This window comes from Paraburkholderia sp. SIMBA_054 (assembly GCF_046534875.1).
In the GTDB taxonomy this organism is placed as follows: domain Bacteria; phylum Pseudomonadota; class Gammaproteobacteria; order Burkholderiales; family Burkholderiaceae; genus Paraburkholderia; species Paraburkholderia hospita.
In genome coordinates, this window is sequence record NZ_JAWRXV010000040.1 from 56,085 (window position 1) to 73,770 (window position 17,686).

Genomic DNA, 17,686 nt, shown 5'->3' on the forward strand with positions numbered 1-17,686 from the left:
GGTCGTTCACTGCCTTTGCGAAACGGGCATCGCTGCCATTCGCACGAACTGCGTGTCGGTTGGCGGCTTAGCGACGCATTACGGCCGCTGACCAGCCCACCCATCAACGTCCGCAATGGCCGACGTGCGACTCAAGTCGGTGCCTGAAGGTCGCTGTTTAAGTGTACAGGCCGCCTGCGTGACCTTGTGACCGCGGCGGAGAACGATAGCAAGTGTACGGACCCAGTAATTCGAAGCGAGGCAGCGCACCGGCACCGCCGGGTCGCGTATCGGCAACGCGCACCGTCGAGTCCCGTTACACCAGCCGATTGGCGGTACGCTTCGGCCTGATCTGCTATCAGTGTGAGTGCGGCCGACCACGCAAGCACGTCGAGTTGCTGGTCGATCTCGGCGTCAGTCTGACGCGCGGCTATCTCACATACTTCCGGTGACGGATAGCGCAGCCGCGTCCCTCCCGCGAGCGCCTGAACCTGCGCTCAACGAGCGACCTCGGTGATTATGATAATACCGTATATACGGTTTATAAAAAGCCGCGTCTGCCGGGGCTCGAATGCCTCTGAAGCCGGCTCATCTGCGCGAGTAAGACAGCAACCGGTTAGGCCATCTCCAAAAGGTTCATGGCTCCAAGACACCGTCGTGTCCGACTCCCGCGACGGCCCGAAGCAACGGCGGGTGACGGGCCACGGTCAAGCCCGTGTAGACATCGAGGTATCGCAGCGCCATCGTCCTGGATGTGAAGCGAATTTCGAACTGATCCCGCACTCTGCTACGCGAAAGACCATCGAGTTGCGCCACTGCGCGCACTGCTTCGGCTACATCGCCCACAATGTATCCGGTCACGCCGTGCTCAACCACTTCCGCTGTCGAACCGCGATTGAACGCGATAACGGGTGTGCCACACGCCATCGCCTCTATCATCGCCAGACCGAAGGGTTCGGGCCAGTCAATGGGAAACAACAGCGCACGGGCGCCCGACAGGAACGCGGGTTTCTCGGCCTCATTTATCTCGCCGAGGAAGTCGACGTGAGGCTGCGCCAGCAGCGGCTCGATCACGCTGCGGAAATAGGCTTCGTCAGCCTTGTCCACTTTCGCGGCAATCTTGAGAAGCATACCGGCCCGGGAAGCAATTTCGATAGCCAGATCAGCGCGCTTTTCCGGACTGATCCGGCCCAAGAAGGCCAGATACATTGGCTGCACGTGCGGCAGCGGCGTCAGCAGCGACGCTGGCACCCCGTGAGGGATCGTATCAAGCCAGTTTGCGCTGGGAAGCGGCGCCCGCTGCGACTCGGAGATTGACACTACCGGTGCCTCGGAAAATACATCGAACACTGGCCGCAGTTCCGGCAAATCGAGACGGCCGTGCAATGTGGTCAAGAACGGTGTACCAAGCTGCGAGAAGACCGGGAACGGCAAGTAGCTGAGATGGAAATGCAGTATGTCAAAGTCGGGAGCTTTGCGACGAACCTGTTCAAGCATCACGAGGTGCGGCGCAAGCGGATCGCAAACTGACGGATCGGAACGTAGCGACTGCGGCCAAGCTACCTCGAGGTGTGCCCGGGTGCGCGAGTCGCCACTCGCGAACAACGTGACATCATGGCCGAGGTCGATCAGGGCTTCCGTCAAATACGAAACTACTCTTTCTGTTCCTCCATAAAGCGCAGGGGGTACTGCCTCGTCTAAAGGCGCGATCTGTGCGATACGCATTGGGCGACTCCATTGCAAACCGATATCGGCGAGCACGCGGGCGACCAAGGCAAACCTAACGCTGTTCTCTGTCATAACCCTGCGTAAGTCCGCGACGCCAGTGCCTTGGCGAACGTGCTCGAATCCAGCATGCGGCGTTCCCAAACCGTAAATGTTTCATGAGCGCGCTCGGCGGGGCTATCGGTGCGCCACTGCTCGCCCCTCTTTCCAAACCGCATCCGTTGCAGGACTTTGGCCTTGGCTCGGGGGGCTGGATGATTGTTACAACGGTACTCGCAGTTTTCGTTGGCCCGTACCCGCCGTCCAACTGGCTGCGTTGCCATGGCCTTCGCGAAACAGTCGCTCGTGTGCCCGCCGCGGAAGCGTCGGTGCACATCACGGGCTTCGGTGCTTTTTACGCCGACAGCCACGTCGGCTTGAGACGTGCTGGTGAAAGGCTGCAACCCCGGTTTCGGGCCGAGCGGCGCGTTCGACGAAGCAGCAATGGCTGGCCGCTTGGAGCGCAGGACGTTATCCCGCACGATCGCAACTTGAAAAGTGTTCGCAATTGATCGCCCATAGCACAGAACCCTGTCACGATAAATGCCTCGCCAAGGCGTCGCTTACCTGGGCACGTTATCGACCCGAGCGACATGCTGCGTGTCAGAGATTGGGCGTGAATGCCTCATGCGACTTATGGGAGACGCCGCGCTTGAGTGTTCGCGCCACCGCGTACATTGTGCTTAGGCGTTCCACTCCGAGACGTTGTGTCAAAGTCCCCCCGAAGCCGCTTAAAAAGTCATACGTAGCGGCGCCTGAGAATCCGTCAAAATCAAATGTCAGCTTGCGGCGGATAGCCTCCTGGATCGCGGACCATATCAAAAGGCTGATCGCTCCGCCAGGAGACCCCTGGGCGCGCGAAGAGAGAAGATAGTACATGCTGTCGCAATCCCAGACGAGGCCGATGACGCCGGCTAGCCTGCCGCCCCGATCATATGCGCCCAGAAGATGCCCCGCTCTCCTGTCAACAAATGCATTCACGAGTTCGCGCATGACGACGGTGCCATACGCGTTGGTTCGCGACCGCGACGCGAGATTCGCTTCGTAGAATCGAAGAAACTCGCTCGGTGCTTCGACTGGACGCACAGTCAAGGTCGTCGCTGCATTCCGGACGACGTTGCGTGTCTTGCTGCTCATGCGCACCCACACCTCAGGCGCCGTGCAATCCGGACCGATATGAAACGTGTACCGTGCTGAAACGGTGAAGCCGCGCAGCGCAAAAGCAAGCGCATCTTTCACGCGGTGGTCGAAGACCTGGAAAAAACTGTCGAAACGCGGCAACTGTTCGATCAGGCGCGTTGTGACGTGCATGCAATGTCGGAATTCACGCACAGGATCGGCCCCAATCGGCTTGATGACAGGGCCCAGCGTTCGCGTCAGCGGCGGCAGACGCGAGACGCGCCACACGCCCTTGCGGGCGAGATAGTAAGGCATTTCGCCCAGCAACTGGTTGCCGTGCATGACGGTCGCCATTCCCCAGTCGCCGCCCGTCGCAATGTCGAGCCACCAGCGCTCGTGGAAAATGGAATAGGCTGGGGTTGCCGCCTGCCTCGACGAAGAAAGCGTTTCAGGTGTCCGCGCAGGTGGACAGTCTGTGGAGCGCTCTGAATACAGCTGTGAGAAATGTCCGATTGCCATAACCATGTCCCTGCGTGCATAGCCGAAACGAGTGCGCAAATTTCGCGCCCAAACTGTTTCGTCTGCATCCGCCGCATATAACTGGTTTAGGCGCCCATGAGATATGGAGCAAGAGCACTCCGGGTCGCGCCACGGTCCGTGCACAACGCTTTTGTGCAGCCTCAACAGCGATCTGCGCTCTATTCGGCTAGGGGTGCCGGCGTGCCTTCACCGGACCCGTTCGCGCAGAGCGCCGTGCAAGAAGTGCATGCGCGACCGCAGGGCAGACATGACTGACCTGACTAGTCGACGTCGCACCCGCGATATCTGGAAGAACAACAATGAGAATTCCCTGAGCCGACCACGAGAGGTGAGCACCACAACCGGCGTCCTGTGACGTGTTTCGCGACTCACCCAGTGAGTCTTGTACTCGTTGTACAAAGGCCGCATATCAAAGTCTCGACCGTTGGCGTGGGCCCACCTGGCAACGAATTCGGTCAGCAGGTTGCCTACGGAGTAGCGGTTGTATGTTTCGTCATACGTGAAAATCCAATACTCGAGGACGCGTGGCCCGACAAGGTTGATCGAAGCGCAAATCGGCACACCATCCATCTTCACGAAGGTAACCAGTGGCACCGTTGACAGGTCTGTCTGGCTAGCAAGCGCAACGAAGAAGTCCCGGACTTCGTCTTCCATCAGGTACTTTGTATTCAGACCGCGATTAAGCGCCCATTGCCGCTTGTTCGCAAACAGCCACTCCACGACTGTGACGGCATCGTCGAGAGTCGTGCACCATCCAAATTCGGCGCTGCCCATAGCACTGAGTCCCTTCCCATAACGTCGCAAGTTCCGTCGAAGCGATTGTGACAAGGTGCCCAGAAAGTCTTCCCATCGTGCGAATGCGCGCAAGCCTACCGAATATCCAGGCAGCACGTTCAACCGCTCCGGCAACAGCTTTTGCACCCACGACTGCGGCGCCGCCCGAAGCGCCTGCTGCAACAGGCTGCCATCCTCGACGAAGGGAATCTCCAGAACGTCCGCCGGAACCTGCATGACGGCGCGAATGCTTTCTGCAACGACGGATGCCGTCGCCCGTCCTTTGATAAGCGGCCCGCCGTACTCTTCGTGATTGCCGCAGGTCAATACTGTCGCGACGCGCAGAATACCTTTCCGGTTAATCGCAAGCGGCCATAGCGCCAGCAAGGTATCGTTGTCGTAGATCATGACGACAGCAACGACTGCGCCCGTGGCGGTCGCACGTTTCGCTGCAAGTTCGCAGTACTGATAGGTTAGGCATGGGGTGTGGCCTTCGGACGCGGCTTGCAATGCTTGCCATTGAAGGCGGAGAGTTTCGAAAGACTCGGGTGTCTCGACGATGTGAACGGCGTATCGCCACAGCGTCACCCCGTGCGCTGCGAATAAATCGGCTGAGGTCTGAAAACCCATCTTACGTCGCCCCCTGGCGATCTGGCTTTTCCGGGATGCCACTCACTCGTGCCACTATAAAAAGCCCAGATGAGCGCCGACGATTTTTTTCCCGCTGCAAATGAACCGCGCATATGGCTCAAAACCGGGTGCGCGCACGCGCAGGCAAGGCAGTCCGACCGATGCTTTCAATCCTAACAGTCGGGGTCGCGCGAGTCCCTCGGGAATAGCCCCGATTCTTCGGACGGTTGAGAGGCCAAAGGCGACGTTACGAAGCTCGCAGGGGTTGAATGCGCATCCCGCGGCTTTACTCGTGCAACGGAAAAGCGCTATCTACTTGCGGCACCAGAAACGCCAGTGCTGCGTGGCCACGGCGTTGCGGCGCGCAGGAATAAGGACGATGCCCGCAGTGCTTGTAGCTGATTTGTCATGGCTGTCGTACCAGGACTTCTGGTTGCCGATAAAGCGTCAACTCACAGCAAAGATATGCAGACTGCGCGGGAGCGCGGACTGGATGCTCGGCGGCACAGTCCACACTTCTTCAGCCTTGGACATTTGAAGGCCGCCTCAGAGCTGCGCACTCTTTACGAGCAGTCGAAGACCGCCATCGCCTGTCCGTCAATTGCTGCCTGATCCCGGCGTCGGTGCCGACGCCGCCATGGCGGGGTTCGACTTTTTGTGCATCTTCTTGTGCGAAGTGGTACCGGAGGGTGCCATGGTATTCGCCCCTGACGCACCTGACACTGTATCGGTCGAGCCACCTGCGTTCGGCTTGCTCATGCCCGTACCGCCTTGTCCACCGGCGGCTCCTCCGCCCCCAGCGCCTTGCGCGTACGCAGTTCCTGAAATACCGATAAGCAACGCCGAAATCACAATTCCTTTTGTCGAAACTCGCATGGTGGTCTCCTCAAGCGCAAAGCGGTCGTTAGCACCGGAAGGTGTGAGCCCGCCAATGAAAATGCGCAATTCGCATGCCGCGCAAGCAAACATCATATTGCACGAACACCACCCATTAACGACGGCCTTTCCGGAAACGCTTTGGCGATTAGCAACGCCACAGCCACACCCAGGCTTCGATGAACTTGTCGCAGTCTGCTTGCGGGCGACGCCACCCCGGGATTCTCAGCGGCAAGCGCAAGACCTGACAAGAGACATCCACGACAGGTACGCACTGGCTCCAGACTATTCGCTGAAGAGCCGCACCAATTCGTCAGCATCAACGGGCTTGGTAAGGTGATGGTCGAAGCCGGCTTCGACCGAGCGGATGCGATCCGAAGGCAGTCCGTATCCGGTGACTGCGATGAGCGTCGTGTCCCGGCGCGCATCAGACTCGCGCAGTCGCCTTGCGACTTCGTAGCCGTCCATGTCGGGCAGTCCGACGTCGAGCAGGACAATCTCCGGTGAGAAGGTTGCCACGGCCGCAAGTCCCGAGGCGCCGTCCATACGCGTCTCGACCTCGTGGCCCCGCATGACCAGAAGCATCGCCAACGCTTCGGCGGCATCGGCGTTGTCGTCGACGATGAGAATTCGCCGTGGACGGTCGGCGCCCGGCGACGCCGGATTTTCGACATTGACGTCTGAGGGTTTCGGTGCTGCATCGAGCGGCAGGTCAACTATGAACTAGCTGCCCGTCACGCCGTCGCTGATCGCCCTGACCGAGCCGCCATGCAACTCAACCAGACGCTTCACCACCGATAGTCCCACGCCCAGACCGTTGTTGCGCTGGTTGCCGGATGGTGGCCCCTGAACGAACATTTCGAACAGGCTCCTGAGCATCGCGGGCGGAATACCTCGCCCATTGTCCTTGATGCTCAGTAAAAGCCGATGAGCCGTCGTCGTCGCGCCCAGTTGGATCGATCCGCCAGGGGCGGTAAATTTCGCCGCGTTGATGACGATGTTCTCGATGACCTGCGACAGGCGGGTTGCATCCACGTATAAAAACACAGGTTCCGGCGGCAACGAAACAGACAGGCTGTGCCTGCGCTCGTCGACAATTGGCTGGCAAACCTCAATCGCGCTTTGCACCACCGTTTTCAGCGAGACTGTCTGCCGGTTGAGTTCGATATTGCCGCTCGTGATCCGCGTGAGATCGAGCATGTCATTGACCAGATGCACCAGTGCTTTTCCCTGACGCTCAATGACTCCCGTGGCCCAGGTTTTCCCCGCATCGTCGCTGGCTGCCGATCTCAGCAAAGTCGTCGCCGATACGAGTGCCGCGAGCGGGTTGCGCAACTCGTGTCGAAGCACGGCGAGAAATTCGTTCTTGCGATGGTCGGCCAGCGCCAGTTGCTCCGCCCGTTCGCGCAGATAGGCATTGCTCATGCTGCGCTCGGTCAGGTCGCGCTCGGTGGAAGCCACGCCCGTGACGTTGCCCGAGTCATCCCGCAGGATCGACATCGTCAGCCAGATATCGATCACGCGCCCATCTTTGGCCACCCGTCGAGTTTCATACGAGTGCGACGCTTCGTTAAGCAGCGCATGTTGAATGAAATCGAGGTGATCCTGTCTCGCTCCACGCGGAAGCAGATCGGATACGGACATCCGCAACGCTTCCGTTTCGCTGTATCCGTATATCGTGGTGGCGGCCCTGTTCCAGGCGAGAAAGCGGCCCGTGCGGTCGAATACCGTGACGGCATCGTTCGAATCCTGAACGACTGCGGCAAGGCGCCGGGCGCGCTCGTCAATGCGCTTGATGTGACTGACGTCCGTCCACGTAATGACGGCGCCCGCGGGTGGCTTGCCGCGCATGGCCGCGTACGGTGTAATCCGCCGGACGTACCACTGCCCCGTCGCTGTTTCGATTTCCCGCTCGGCCTGTTCGCTCACACCAGAAAGCACCTGTTCCACGTCGAGCATCAACGCATCGCCCAGCGGCGCGCCGAGCACCTCCGCAATGGCGCGCCCGGTGTCGGCAGACGCGAGCCCAAACATCCTGCCCGCACTAGGCGTAAACCGCTTGATCAGGCCCTGCTGATCAAGCAGTAACGTAGCGATTTCCGTACTTGAGAGTAGATTTGTGACGTCCTCGGTGAGCACTTCCAGCTGGTCGACTTTCTGCTCGAGCTGCGAGTTCACCTGGTTCAACTGCTCGTTGACCGCCTGTAACTCTTCTTTCGATGTCTCAAGTTCCTCATTCGACGAACGCAATTCCTCGTTCATCGAAAGAATCTCTTCGTTCGACACCCTCAGTCCGCTGTTGCTCTCCTCCAGTTCCTCGATGGTACTGCCCAACGCTGCCTGCGTCGTGCGCAGTTCGCTTTCAAGATGCCACAGGTCAGAATCGGCGTCCATCGGAGCGGGTACGACGGGCCGGTCGATCATCGGCACCCGCGCAAAGATCACGAGCAGCGCCCTACCTGAGTGCGCCGTATCGAAAGGCCGTGTCACGGTGATTTTGATCGGCGCCGCGGCTCCGTTCGTCACGATTTCGCTGACGGGCGTAGCCGAGCCGTTCTCGCCCGCACGACGCAGTGCGATGCGCAGCTTCAACCGCAGGTTTTCGCGCGCCATGTCGAGAATGTTGCCGGTCGGCTCGCCCGCCGGCTGCCCCAGATACTCATCGGCAGAGCCGCTTACGTAGAGCACCTGGTGAGCCGGATTGATGAGTACGGACGCAGCGTGATGCTCGGCCAGCAGGGTCGCATTGACCAGTTCCGCGTACCCCTTGTTTCTGGAGCCCACGCGGCTAGCGGGCTGAAAGTCCTCGTGCCGTATTGCGCGGGCCGAAAATCGGTAGCCCGAAATCCCCGGTGCCGCAACGGGACTGCGCTGATAGATGCGCCAGGCCTTCGATACTTCCTGGAACTGGATCGAATCGGGATCAGTGCTCTCCGAGCGCCCGAGGAACAGATACCGCTTCGGGTTCAACGAGAAATGAAACAACTCAAATACGCGCTGCTGGGCCTCTGGCTCGAGGTAGATGAGCAGATTGCGGCAACTGATCAGATCGACCCGCGAGAAAGGGGGATCGGCGATCAGGTTCTGCGGCGTGAAAAGGATCGCCTCGCGCAGTTCCTGCCGCACCTGGTAGCCATCGTCGTGCACATGGAAGAAACGCTCGAGGCGGCGTTCGCCAAGCGGCAGTGCGACACCCGGTGCGTAGATGCCCGCGCGCGCCCGCGCCAGTGCAGCGCGATTCACATCGGAAGCGAGGATCTTGAACTTTCGAGACGTGTTCCGTTTCTCGATCTCGTCGGTTAGCAGCATCGCCATCGAATACGCTTCCTCGCCTGTCGCGCAGCCCGGCACCCAGACCCGTAGCGGCTGGTCGCCTTCCGGCTCGGCAAGGAGCCCGGCGAGGACGCGCTCGGAGAGCACCTGCCATGCTTCGGGATCACGGAAAAACTCCGTCACACCGATCATCATGTCCAGACTGAGTGCTTCCGCCTCATCAACGTCATTTCTGAGTATGTCGCAATAGGCGTCGAAACTGCTCACGCGTTTCACGGTCATGCGACGCGCGATGCGCCGCTCCAGCGTGCCCCGCTTGTAGCCCCGGAATTCGGAGCCGGCCGCCGCCAGCGCTCTAAGCACGGGTTCGAGATCGGGTGAATGCCCGTCGGCATCGGCCGCTGGCAGTGTCACGCTTTTCGATCGCTCGATGTACTCGCTCAGCGCCGCAGCCATTTTCTCGACGGGCAGCACATAGTCGACCAATCCCGTGGCAATGGCCTGCCTCGGCATCGTGCTGTGCTCTGCGGTCTCTGGGTCCTGCGCCATCACCATGCCGCCCTCTGCCTTGATCGCGCGCAGGCCGGCGGAGCCGTCCGCGTTCGCCCCGGTAAGCACGATGCCAATTGCCCGTTCGTGCTGGTCGGCGGCCAGTGACGCAAACAGGCGGTCAATCGGCATCGGGATTTCTGGCCGACTGACGGCGGGCGCCAGTCGGAATGCACCGCGTGCTACGGTAACCGACACCTTCGGCGGAATGACATAGACGTGGCCGCCGAGGATCGGCGCATTGTCCTCGATGGCCGACACGGCAAGCGAGGTAGACTGCGCAAGCAGTTCGGCCAGATGGCTGTCGGAGTCCGGCGGGAGGTGGACGACGACGACAAAAGCCGTGTTGCTCCACGCCCCGGATGCGGTCGCGAAGAACTGTCCGAGCGCATGCAATGACCCGGCTGAGGAACCAATTGCGACAAAGTGCGTGGCCGCAGGCTGCGTCTGCAGGCGGGAGGAGCTAGCCGAATCGGTCATGTGAAATGGGGCAACTGCTACTCAGTCAATGTAAAGGATCATCGTTCAAGCCAAATCCCGCCTGGTTGCGACTTTTAACATCACTATCCGCCCTGTTGTGGGCCCAATTATCTCGCGAATCGGCAGCGAGCATCCGCCTGAATGGAAACCTGACGTCAGGCGCAAAAAACCGCGACCGCCCCACCTGCGCAAGGCGGCGGTGTTCAAGACATATCAGCGCATTGCCCGTTCCCCGCCTCGCCATCCGGCGCCGCCCCTTTAATCTTCTCCGCAAGGCGCCGCCGGCTACATGCGTTGCCGTGACTGATATTGCCGGAAGGAATCTGAGTCATCGCGCGACACACAATCGTTCCATATTGCCCCGGTGGAGCAACTCTCGAGATGGAGGGTATGGCGCAGGAAATGGCGATCGTCCGGGTTCGGAAACTGGCCCACACGGCGGCAGCGAGCTGTCAGGAATGTCTCGACGGCTTCTGCTTACCTGCCGATCAGGGGCACCACAAGTCTGAAACCCTCAGGCGACGGAACCCGCGGCGAAGTGCATCTACGTTACCGACGCGATCGATTCGATGTCCGGAGCGTATAGGCAACCGTCGATGAAAGTGTGTGCCCGCCGCTCCGCATATGAAAATGCTTCTTCACGTGACAAGAAATCAAGCTGTTGCGGGAGGCTGGCGACTGCCGTTGCGGGCAGGTCTGACGAAAGAATAGACCAGGAGACGGAGTACCGAAGCTCCTTGCCATTGAGTGAAACAACGTTGTTCGCCATGACCCGGACGTCAATTGTGAATCCGCGATATGGCGCACAGGACTGGTTTTGCATGACCGCTCCTCTTCCAAATGATCGCCGATATGCGAGATTAGAAACAAAAAGCGCATCCCGCATTCCTGCCTGTTCAAGTCATAGAGCTTGCAGCGCCATAGTCCGCCCGTTCGTCCCCGAGGGTTTGCCGAAGCTGTCCAAGCATCGGTGTTCCCACTATCAGGCGATCAAAGAAGTAATGCCCGATTTCATGGCGGAAATGACCGAGAAGCGTGCGATGCGGCTCCCTCAATGCCAGACGGATTTGCTCTCGACGCTCGTCATCGGCTTCGGCGACGTTCACCGTGATCAGCCCGCTCCCATGTCGCGTCAACACGCCTTCGAAGGCGTGTCCTCGAAAACACAAATTGAAGAGGATCGTGATTTGTGTTCGTAGCGCAACCGCTGTTCCCGGGAGGGCAGTGGCGAAAGACCGAGGCCTGACATGCCGCATCACACCCGTTGCGTTGTGCAACCCGTTCGCCCGACTCCAGCACGGCACGCACTCCGGCCAGCGCCAAATCAGCCCGCATCCAGAGCGTACCGTCGACAATGTTCGAGGTAGCCGACCTCGTGGCTGCCCACGAGGTCGACAACGCTTTTCCACAGCCACGTGGGCGCTTCGATTGATTTTGATTTTGTACGTCGCAACTCGGATATCCAGCGCTTGCGATCAGCGTGGCTCATTTGTCGTGCGTGCGCATGGCCCACCACGAGGGCAAGGTAACGCGCAACCTCCATGGCTTCTTTCTGTCCGACCTGCTCGATTTCCAGCTTCAGATCCTGTGGCAACAACTCGCGCAGCACAACCGGTCGACCCTGGAGAGTCGCCGAACGCATACGTTCGCCGAGATGAGGCGACAGGTGGCGAGCGCCCTCGACCACGCGCTCCGCGTTGTCTCTGGGCATCACGGCGTCTGCGTAACGCGGAGCCACTGCCGGCACGCCTTCCTTTATATCGATCACGCACAGATCGTCACCGTCTACCGCACCACCATCCACATCCAGAAGAACCGCGTAGCGGAGTCGTCCGAGCGAACTGCAACCCTTGACCCAGTAAGCGGCATCGAGCACCGTCACATCACCCGTGTCTGGACGCCCGCGCAAACCCGTAGCGAGTTCTGCCAAGGTATGGGTCTGAAAAAGCGATTCGATTTCGGCTCGCTCTTTCTGGCTGATTGGCCAGAAACGATTGCCGAAAGGTATCGTGGGCTGGATATCGTCCAGTCGCTCGCGCGCAAGATGCTTCCACGTGCGTCGCACGGCCTCACGCATCACCACACGCACTACCTCTGGTCTCTCGCCAGGCTCCTGCGAGGCCGTCTCTTTCGAGAACGGTTGCATATACCCCTCGAACAGCGCCTCAATCATGTTGATGGTTGTAATGCCAGGAAGTGCCGACCCTCGCGCGGCCGTCGCCAAAGACAATCCGAGGCGAACGAGATCATGCACGGGGTTACCGATGACGGTTTGATCGAGGTCGCGAATCTGAACTTCGATTTTCCCCTGAGAGTTCGCTATCGGGCCAAGATTGCCTGTGTGGCAGTCGCCACAGATCCAGATGGCAGGCCCTTCAGGCAATCCCCGAATTTCCGCTTCCTTCAACCAGTCATAGAACTTGACCGTGTTGCCACGCACGTAGGCGTGCGTAGAGCTGGCCATCTTCACATTGCGTTTGGCCGTCAATACACCCTGCCGGCTCGCATGGCGTGGTACTTTCGGTTTCAGAGGCTTGCGCATGGCTTTACCACGATTCTGGAAAGTACGGACATTCGCGCTCGCCGCGCATGTCGGGACAGGAGCGATGAACTTTCATGATTGCCGCGAAACGTGCGTCACGATTCAAAGCCAACCCGCTATTGAAAACAAGGCCGCGCTCAGCCAGACAACAACCTGATACGCCAGCATCCAATACTTCATTCCGCCTCCCTAACCGACTACATCCATCTACATCTATCCCGCATCAATGAAATGGGCGCCAGCCCCTACTTTCAGGATTCCGTACGTCGTCGGATCGTCTGGCCGGTGTTACAGGGTACTGCGCCCGGCAATCTGGGCCCAGATGGCTGCCGTGAGACGCTCGAAAGGTGCAGGCTTGCGAAAAAAAAGCGTCCAGCAACGCAGGACGCACACGGGTTCGGGACCTGCGGACAGCATCACGATGGGCAGATCACGATGCGCAGGTTGCGCGCGCACCTGACGGCAGAATTCAGCACCGTTCATGCCGGGCATTTCATAGTCTGTTACGACGAGCTCAATCGGCTCGCTCATCAGCATTTCCATCGCCCGCGATGCGTCGCCAGCGATGCTTACGTGATGACCGTCGCTTTCGAGCGCCAGCTGCAGCGACGCCAGGTTTTCTGCATCATCGTCGACCAGAAGAAGGTTTGCCACGATTTCGGTCTGCATGTTATTTACCCCGGCCTCGCGGTCATGGACGACGTGGTCCGGATTTTATGGCTGCTACGACAACGCAGTCGATCTCGGTGCGCGCTGCCTCAGGTGTCTCACGCCAAGCGACTGCAAGTTCTTGCAATACGTGTATCAAACCGCAATCGTTGTGCCGCATCGCGGCGGCAGAAAGGCGTCGCTAGCGATCAGGCCTGACCGAAATACGTTGAGAAGTGAAAACGACGCCGACCCATTCGATCAGGCTGAGACCTCCCGGTCCCCACCTGTATTGAGACTGATCGAATCGAAGAAGCGAAGCATTTCGCGAGATGCATCTGGTCCGTTACAGTCGGTATAGCTTCCCCCACTATCGCCGCCGGACCATGCATGGTCGAGACCATGAATAATCCATTGTTCTCCAACGACCTCACCCTCCTCGTCGCAGGTAAGACTGCGCGTATGCCCATAGATCCCGTCTGCCTCTGACTCAACCGTCGTGACTTGACAAGGCGTGCTTTGTGATGAGAGCACGAAAATGCGGTTCATGCGCATTAGCTCGTCACCATTGCGGGGATGTACGACATTATCCTGATCACCGTGAAAAGCGATCAGAGGCGCATAGGCGCGTTGCCCCAATTTCTTCTGCAACAATGCATATTGAGGATCGGTCGAGCCGTAATTCATCACAGACATGGCGGAAAATGCGTCATTCGCAATCCCGTAGGGTAACCCCGAGTGGATCCCGGCGGCCGCGTAAAGATCGGGATAAGTGACGGCAAGATTGACTGCCATTGCGCCGCCAGCCGACATGCCGGCCACGTAAATGCGGGTGGAATCCACGTGATACGTGGACATCACCTCGCGAGTTAGCTCGGCAATGAGCGCCGTTTCGCCCGACTCGCGAATCTGATCGCCTGGTCGAAACCAGTTCCAGCATCTCGCGGCATTGGCGCTTTGCGGTTGCTCCGGATAGACGACTATGTATCGCGCCTCCTCGGCCAGAATATTCATCCTCGTCCCAGCGGCGAAATCGTCAGGATCCTGGTTAGCACCATGGAGCATGACGATCATCGGGAGTGGGTCGCTTCCGTACGATGCCGGAATATAGACTTTGTAGTTTCGTGCGCCCATTTCTCCCCGAAATGTCTTCTGCAGCCATATGGACTCGGCCGGCACCCTCGTCAGCGATGGCATTGCCGCTGAATCTGCGCATTGCCCATCGCAGTGAGACGGCTCCAGATCCGCCGAAACGTGCTCTGGCATCATTGCGCAAAAGAATTTTGTAGTCGCGTCCACGGGGCCTCGTACAAAAAGCGCGAGTGTAAAATCCTGCGCGAATAGAAATGGGTTGGAATTATTCATGATGCTCTTGTCGGTCATCGGTCGCGCATCGCGTGCCTGCAAAATAAACCCGCCTTCAGCGGGTCTTGTTTGCTTGCATCCAGATCCTGCACGGAAAAGATCTGTCGTTTAGCGCTTGTTGCCGGATTTATTCGGCTGGGGCAGCATCGCTTCGCCCCCGGCCATGAAGTCGCCCGTCGCCTTCGCCGTTTGCGAAACGGCATCCGATGAAGCGCTTTCTACTGCGTCTTTAATGGTGGTGCCAACCGTGTCCTGCGCTGGCTTTGCAATAGTGTTCTCCAGCGTTTCAGCCGTTCTTGTCGACGCCGCGCTCGCCTTTTCTATCGCCTCCATGAAAATCGCGTTGACCTGTCCACCACGACTTTCGTACTGGCGTCGGACCTCGCGCGCGACTTCAGCGCCTGTCGACAGGATGATGGTATGCAAATGGCGGTTATAGGAAGCCGCTTTTCCGGGAAGCTGGGTTAGCATGCTGGATTGCCATTCCGGCAAATTGTCGACGTTTTCGGTGACGTCGTCCTTCGGAATATTGTTGCTTTCCTCAATGATTGTCCTGATTGTTTGAACGTTCAGTTCCGCGAGCTCCTGAAGTCCGTTCATGTATTTTCCAGTCAGATTGACGAATGACTGGTAACTGGCTTTATTGAGTTCCGCAATCTGCTGCGGCGAATAAAAGAACATTTGATACTCCTTGTTGGGATAAAAGCATCGCTTGATACGTGTCAGATGCGGGTGAAGGCGCATCGACCGTTACTTGCCCATTGCTTCTGCTGCCACCTTCTCTTCTGCCAGCAACGAAAGCGCCTCGTCCGTCGCCTTCTCTTCCTTCAACGTTTCAGCCAGCAGCTTCACCGCCTCTGCTTCTCCCAGCTGCTTGCCCAGTGCGATCAGCGAACCGTAGGAGGCGATTTCATAGTGCTCAACCTTTTGAGCGGCGGCGATAAGCGCGGTATCGAGGACAGGGCCTTTGTCGATCTCGTCTATTTGCTCCTGCCCTTCCTCGACAAGACCTTCCATCGCGACGCACTTGACGCGCTTGAGCTTGATTCCACTCGTCTCGACGATCTGATCGATCCGTTGAACCTGCCCCAGAGTTTCTTCGAGGTGTTTCTCAAATGCGGCCCTGAGATCCGGGCTGCTCGACGCGCGTGCCATCTTGGGCAGAGACTTCGTCATCTGTTTTTCGGCGCTATAGATATCCGATAGCGAATGGATAAACAGATCCTTCAGGGTCTTCGTAGGCATGACTGTTCCTTGATTTAATTTCGGAACTGCACTCAGGATGAGCGCAGCGTGCCCTTGATCTCAGCCTGAAATCAGGAGCGAAAGAGGACCGCTTAATCGGCAATCGTCAGTGGAACGTCGTCCACGGACATGCGGGATTCAAGATGTTTCGTATCTGGACCGGCGCTCATACGATCAATCGAATTGGTGATTTCATCAGCCAGCACGTAATGGACCATATGCCCTGCTCCGGGCAGCACTGTCAGGTCGCTGTGTGGCAGATCCCGATGCAGCCGGACAGACTGCGCTTCGGGGGCGACGATTTTGTCGCCTTCGCCGGCGACGATACTCACGGGCATTTTTAGTGCGGCGTAATGCGCGTGAAGATGTGCTGCGGACGGGATCATGAACGCGGCGTCCTCTGCCGCTGCCCTGATCTGCACGGGACGTAACAACATTTCACGGGGCACGACATCGAAAAACCTGTCGGGCATCGGCGCAGGCGCGAACATCGCCTCCACGCTGCGCCGTAGCATGACGCGACCGGTTAGCGGCGAAACCGTGTAACGCAACGCGTCGCCTAACAGCGGAAGCGCCGCTGGTGTCGCCAGCGCGACATCCATGCGGGCCGAAGGATAGTAATAGCCCGAAATCAACACGAGGCCCCTGACATCCGCCGGAAATCCCGCTGCAAGGCCGAGTGCGACCAGTGTGCCCCACGAATGTCCCACCACGATCGGTCTCGTCACATCGAGCTGCATGAGCGCCTGCTGTATTAAGGCAGCCTGGGCTTGTGCGGTCCAGAGGCGATCTCGCGGACGCTCGCTGTGTCCGAATCCCGGGCGGTCGAATGCGATCACCCGGTGATGTTCGGCTAATCGGTCAATCAAGCCGCAGCCGATGAAATCCTGTAACTGGACGGTGTTCCCGTGCAGCAACACGACAGCTGGCCCGTTCCCTTTGTCGATGAGGTGGAGTCGAATACCGTCCACTTCGATAAAGCGGCCTACGGGCGGATTATCGCGCTCGGCTTTTCGTGTCCGATGCGAAACCCACAGCGCGGTGGCTGCACCTGCGACCGCTGTGGCTGCGACCGCTCCGACTGTGCCGCGAGATAAACCGGCTTTACTGAAAGAAGTGGGCATGACGTCTCGTGTAGAAGCTACAGGTAAGAAAGATCAGCATTCCCGAAAAGCGGCGCTTGATGAGATTGGCGCGACCGCGTCTGGCGTGGCCGCGCACTGCTTCACTTCTTCCCTTGAGGTGCAGCCTCGTCGGGTGGAACATCGCCAGGTGACGGCTCACCGGGAGTGTCTTCCTCGGGGACGTCTTCATCCGGATCGATGCCGGGCAGGTCACTATCTCCCTCATCTTCGATCCGCGTCGCCCCGCCCGTCGCCGGTGCATCGCTTGCAGGGAAGGTGTCTTCGATGGTCTGGTCAATAGCGTCGTCGGGCTTTTCGTCCGGTGCGCGTTGCTCAACAGGTGTGTGCGTCATGGTTCACTCCTCGAAAGTTTGTGGCTCGTTTGTGGCTCTCATGTAAGCGCAATCGCTGTACCGCAAGAGCGACAACTTCCTTTTCAACCGGGAAGTGCCCGCAACCACGGCAATTTCAAATCCGACGCGCGATCTCCTGCCCTTCACGCGCGTCCTTGAAGGCACGATGTTCGCGCCGCGTAACGAATTCCGGTCCCAGCGATTGCCCACACGCCGGACACGACGGCGTGTTTTCCGAAAAGAGAGAATCAAGGCCGTCGTAGAGCCCGTTGTGCGACAGATCTCGCAGCGTCGCGAGATACCAGTGCGAACGGGAATCGTCGTACCGGCTTTCGACGATCGATCCGCAGTGTCCGCACGGACAAGTCACGTGAGTAATTACGCGCAACGCCATGATGCCCTCCCTCACTCAGCGGGCCTCTGGC

General features: G+C 58.9%; 15 protein-coding genes and 1 pseudogene. 1 reads left to right on the forward strand and 15 read right to left on the reverse strand.

All coding sequences use genetic code 11. The features are described 5' to 3' along the window. Positions 1–615: 615 nt before the first annotated feature. A complete protein-coding gene (locus tag SB822_RS36555; RefSeq protein WP_410856848.1) occupies positions 616–1,704 on the reverse strand; it encodes a glycosyltransferase family 4 protein in 1,089 nt (362 codons plus the stop codon). A gap of 158 nt (positions 1,705–1,862) precedes the next feature. Between SB822_RS36555 and SB822_RS36560 the strand changes: the two genes are divergently transcribed. Next, positions 1,863–2,255, forward strand: coding sequence for a hypothetical protein (locus SB822_RS36560; protein ID WP_410856849.1), 393 nt, complete (start codon positions 1,863–1,865; stop codon positions 2,253–2,255). Positions 2,256–2,346: 91 nt separating this feature from the next. Here SB822_RS36560 and SB822_RS36565 read toward each other — a convergent pair whose 3' ends face one another. The 14 genes and pseudogenes from SB822_RS36565 to SB822_RS36630 all read right to left on the reverse strand — a co-directional run bounded on the left by SB822_RS36565 (position 2,347) and on the right by SB822_RS36630 (position 17,655). Next, positions 2,347–3,381: a GNAT family N-acetyltransferase gene (locus SB822_RS36565; RefSeq protein WP_410856850.1), complete on the reverse strand. Its 1,035-nt coding sequence runs from the start codon at positions 3,379–3,381 to the stop codon at positions 2,347–2,349. A 207-nt stretch (positions 3,382–3,588) separates the two neighbouring features. After that, entirely contained in the window at positions 3,589–4,806 is a 1,218-nt protein-coding gene (locus SB822_RS36570) for a GNAT family N-acetyltransferase (protein ID WP_410856851.1), read from the reverse strand. Positions 4,807–5,967: 1,161 nt separating this feature from the next. Continuing rightward, on the reverse strand, positions 5,968–6,402 hold the full coding sequence (locus tag SB822_RS36575) for a response regulator (RefSeq protein ID WP_410856877.1): 435 nt from the start codon (positions 6,400–6,402) through the stop codon (positions 5,968–5,970). A gap of 3 nt (positions 6,403–6,405) precedes the next feature. Continuing rightward, positions 6,406–9,984 carry a chemotaxis protein CheB gene (locus SB822_RS36580; RefSeq protein WP_410856852.1) on the reverse strand — a complete coding sequence of 1,193 codons (3,579 nt, stop codon included), beginning with the start codon at positions 9,982–9,984 and terminating at the stop codon, positions 6,406–6,408. Positions 9,985–10,528: 544 nt separating this feature from the next. Beyond that, entirely contained in the window at positions 10,529–10,807 is a 279-nt protein-coding gene (locus SB822_RS36585) for a hypothetical protein (protein WP_410856853.1), read from the reverse strand. An 88-nt stretch (positions 10,808–10,895) separates the two neighbouring features. Next, positions 10,896–11,129 (reverse strand): annotated as a pseudogene (locus tag SB822_RS36590) (putative zinc-binding metallopeptidase); the annotation flags it as partial. 179 nt (positions 11,130–11,308) lie between these two features. After that, positions 11,309–12,526, reverse strand: coding sequence for a DUF2252 domain-containing protein (locus SB822_RS36595; protein ID WP_410856854.1), 1,218 nt, complete (start codon positions 12,524–12,526; stop codon positions 11,309–11,311). Positions 12,527–12,814: 288 nt separating this feature from the next. Beyond that, entirely contained in the window at positions 12,815–13,195 is a 381-nt protein-coding gene (locus SB822_RS36600; protein ID WP_410856855.1) for a response regulator, read from the reverse strand. A 240-nt stretch (positions 13,196–13,435) separates the two neighbouring features. Beyond that, a complete protein-coding gene (locus tag SB822_RS36605) occupies positions 13,436–14,557 on the reverse strand; it encodes an alpha/beta hydrolase family esterase (RefSeq protein ID WP_410856856.1) in 1,122 nt (373 codons plus the stop codon). A gap of 90 nt (positions 14,558–14,647) precedes the next feature. Next, complete coding sequence (locus tag SB822_RS36610) at positions 14,648–15,220, reverse strand: phasin family protein (protein WP_410856857.1); 573 nt, start codon at positions 15,218–15,220, stop codon at positions 14,648–14,650. A gap of 69 nt (positions 15,221–15,289) precedes the next feature. Next, on the reverse strand, positions 15,290–15,784 hold the full coding sequence (locus tag SB822_RS36615; RefSeq protein ID WP_007589686.1) for a ferritin-like domain-containing protein: 495 nt from the start codon (positions 15,782–15,784) through the stop codon (positions 15,290–15,292). Between the two features lie 92 nt (positions 15,785–15,876). After that, positions 15,877–16,908: an alpha/beta fold hydrolase gene (locus SB822_RS36620; RefSeq protein ID WP_410856858.1), complete on the reverse strand. Its 1,032-nt coding sequence runs from the start codon at positions 16,906–16,908 to the stop codon at positions 15,877–15,879. A gap of 101 nt (positions 16,909–17,009) precedes the next feature. Further along, positions 17,010–17,261 (reverse strand): hypothetical protein, encoded by a 252-nt coding sequence (locus SB822_RS36625; RefSeq protein ID WP_410856859.1) that lies wholly within the window; start codon positions 17,259–17,261, stop codon positions 17,010–17,012. A gap of 115 nt (positions 17,262–17,376) precedes the next feature. Beyond that, the gene (locus tag SB822_RS36630) at positions 17,377–17,655 is read right to left on the reverse strand and encodes a hypothetical protein (RefSeq protein WP_410856860.1); all 279 of its coding nucleotides are present in this window, start codon (positions 17,653–17,655) and stop codon (positions 17,377–17,379) included. Positions 17,656–17,686: the final 31 nt, after the last annotated feature.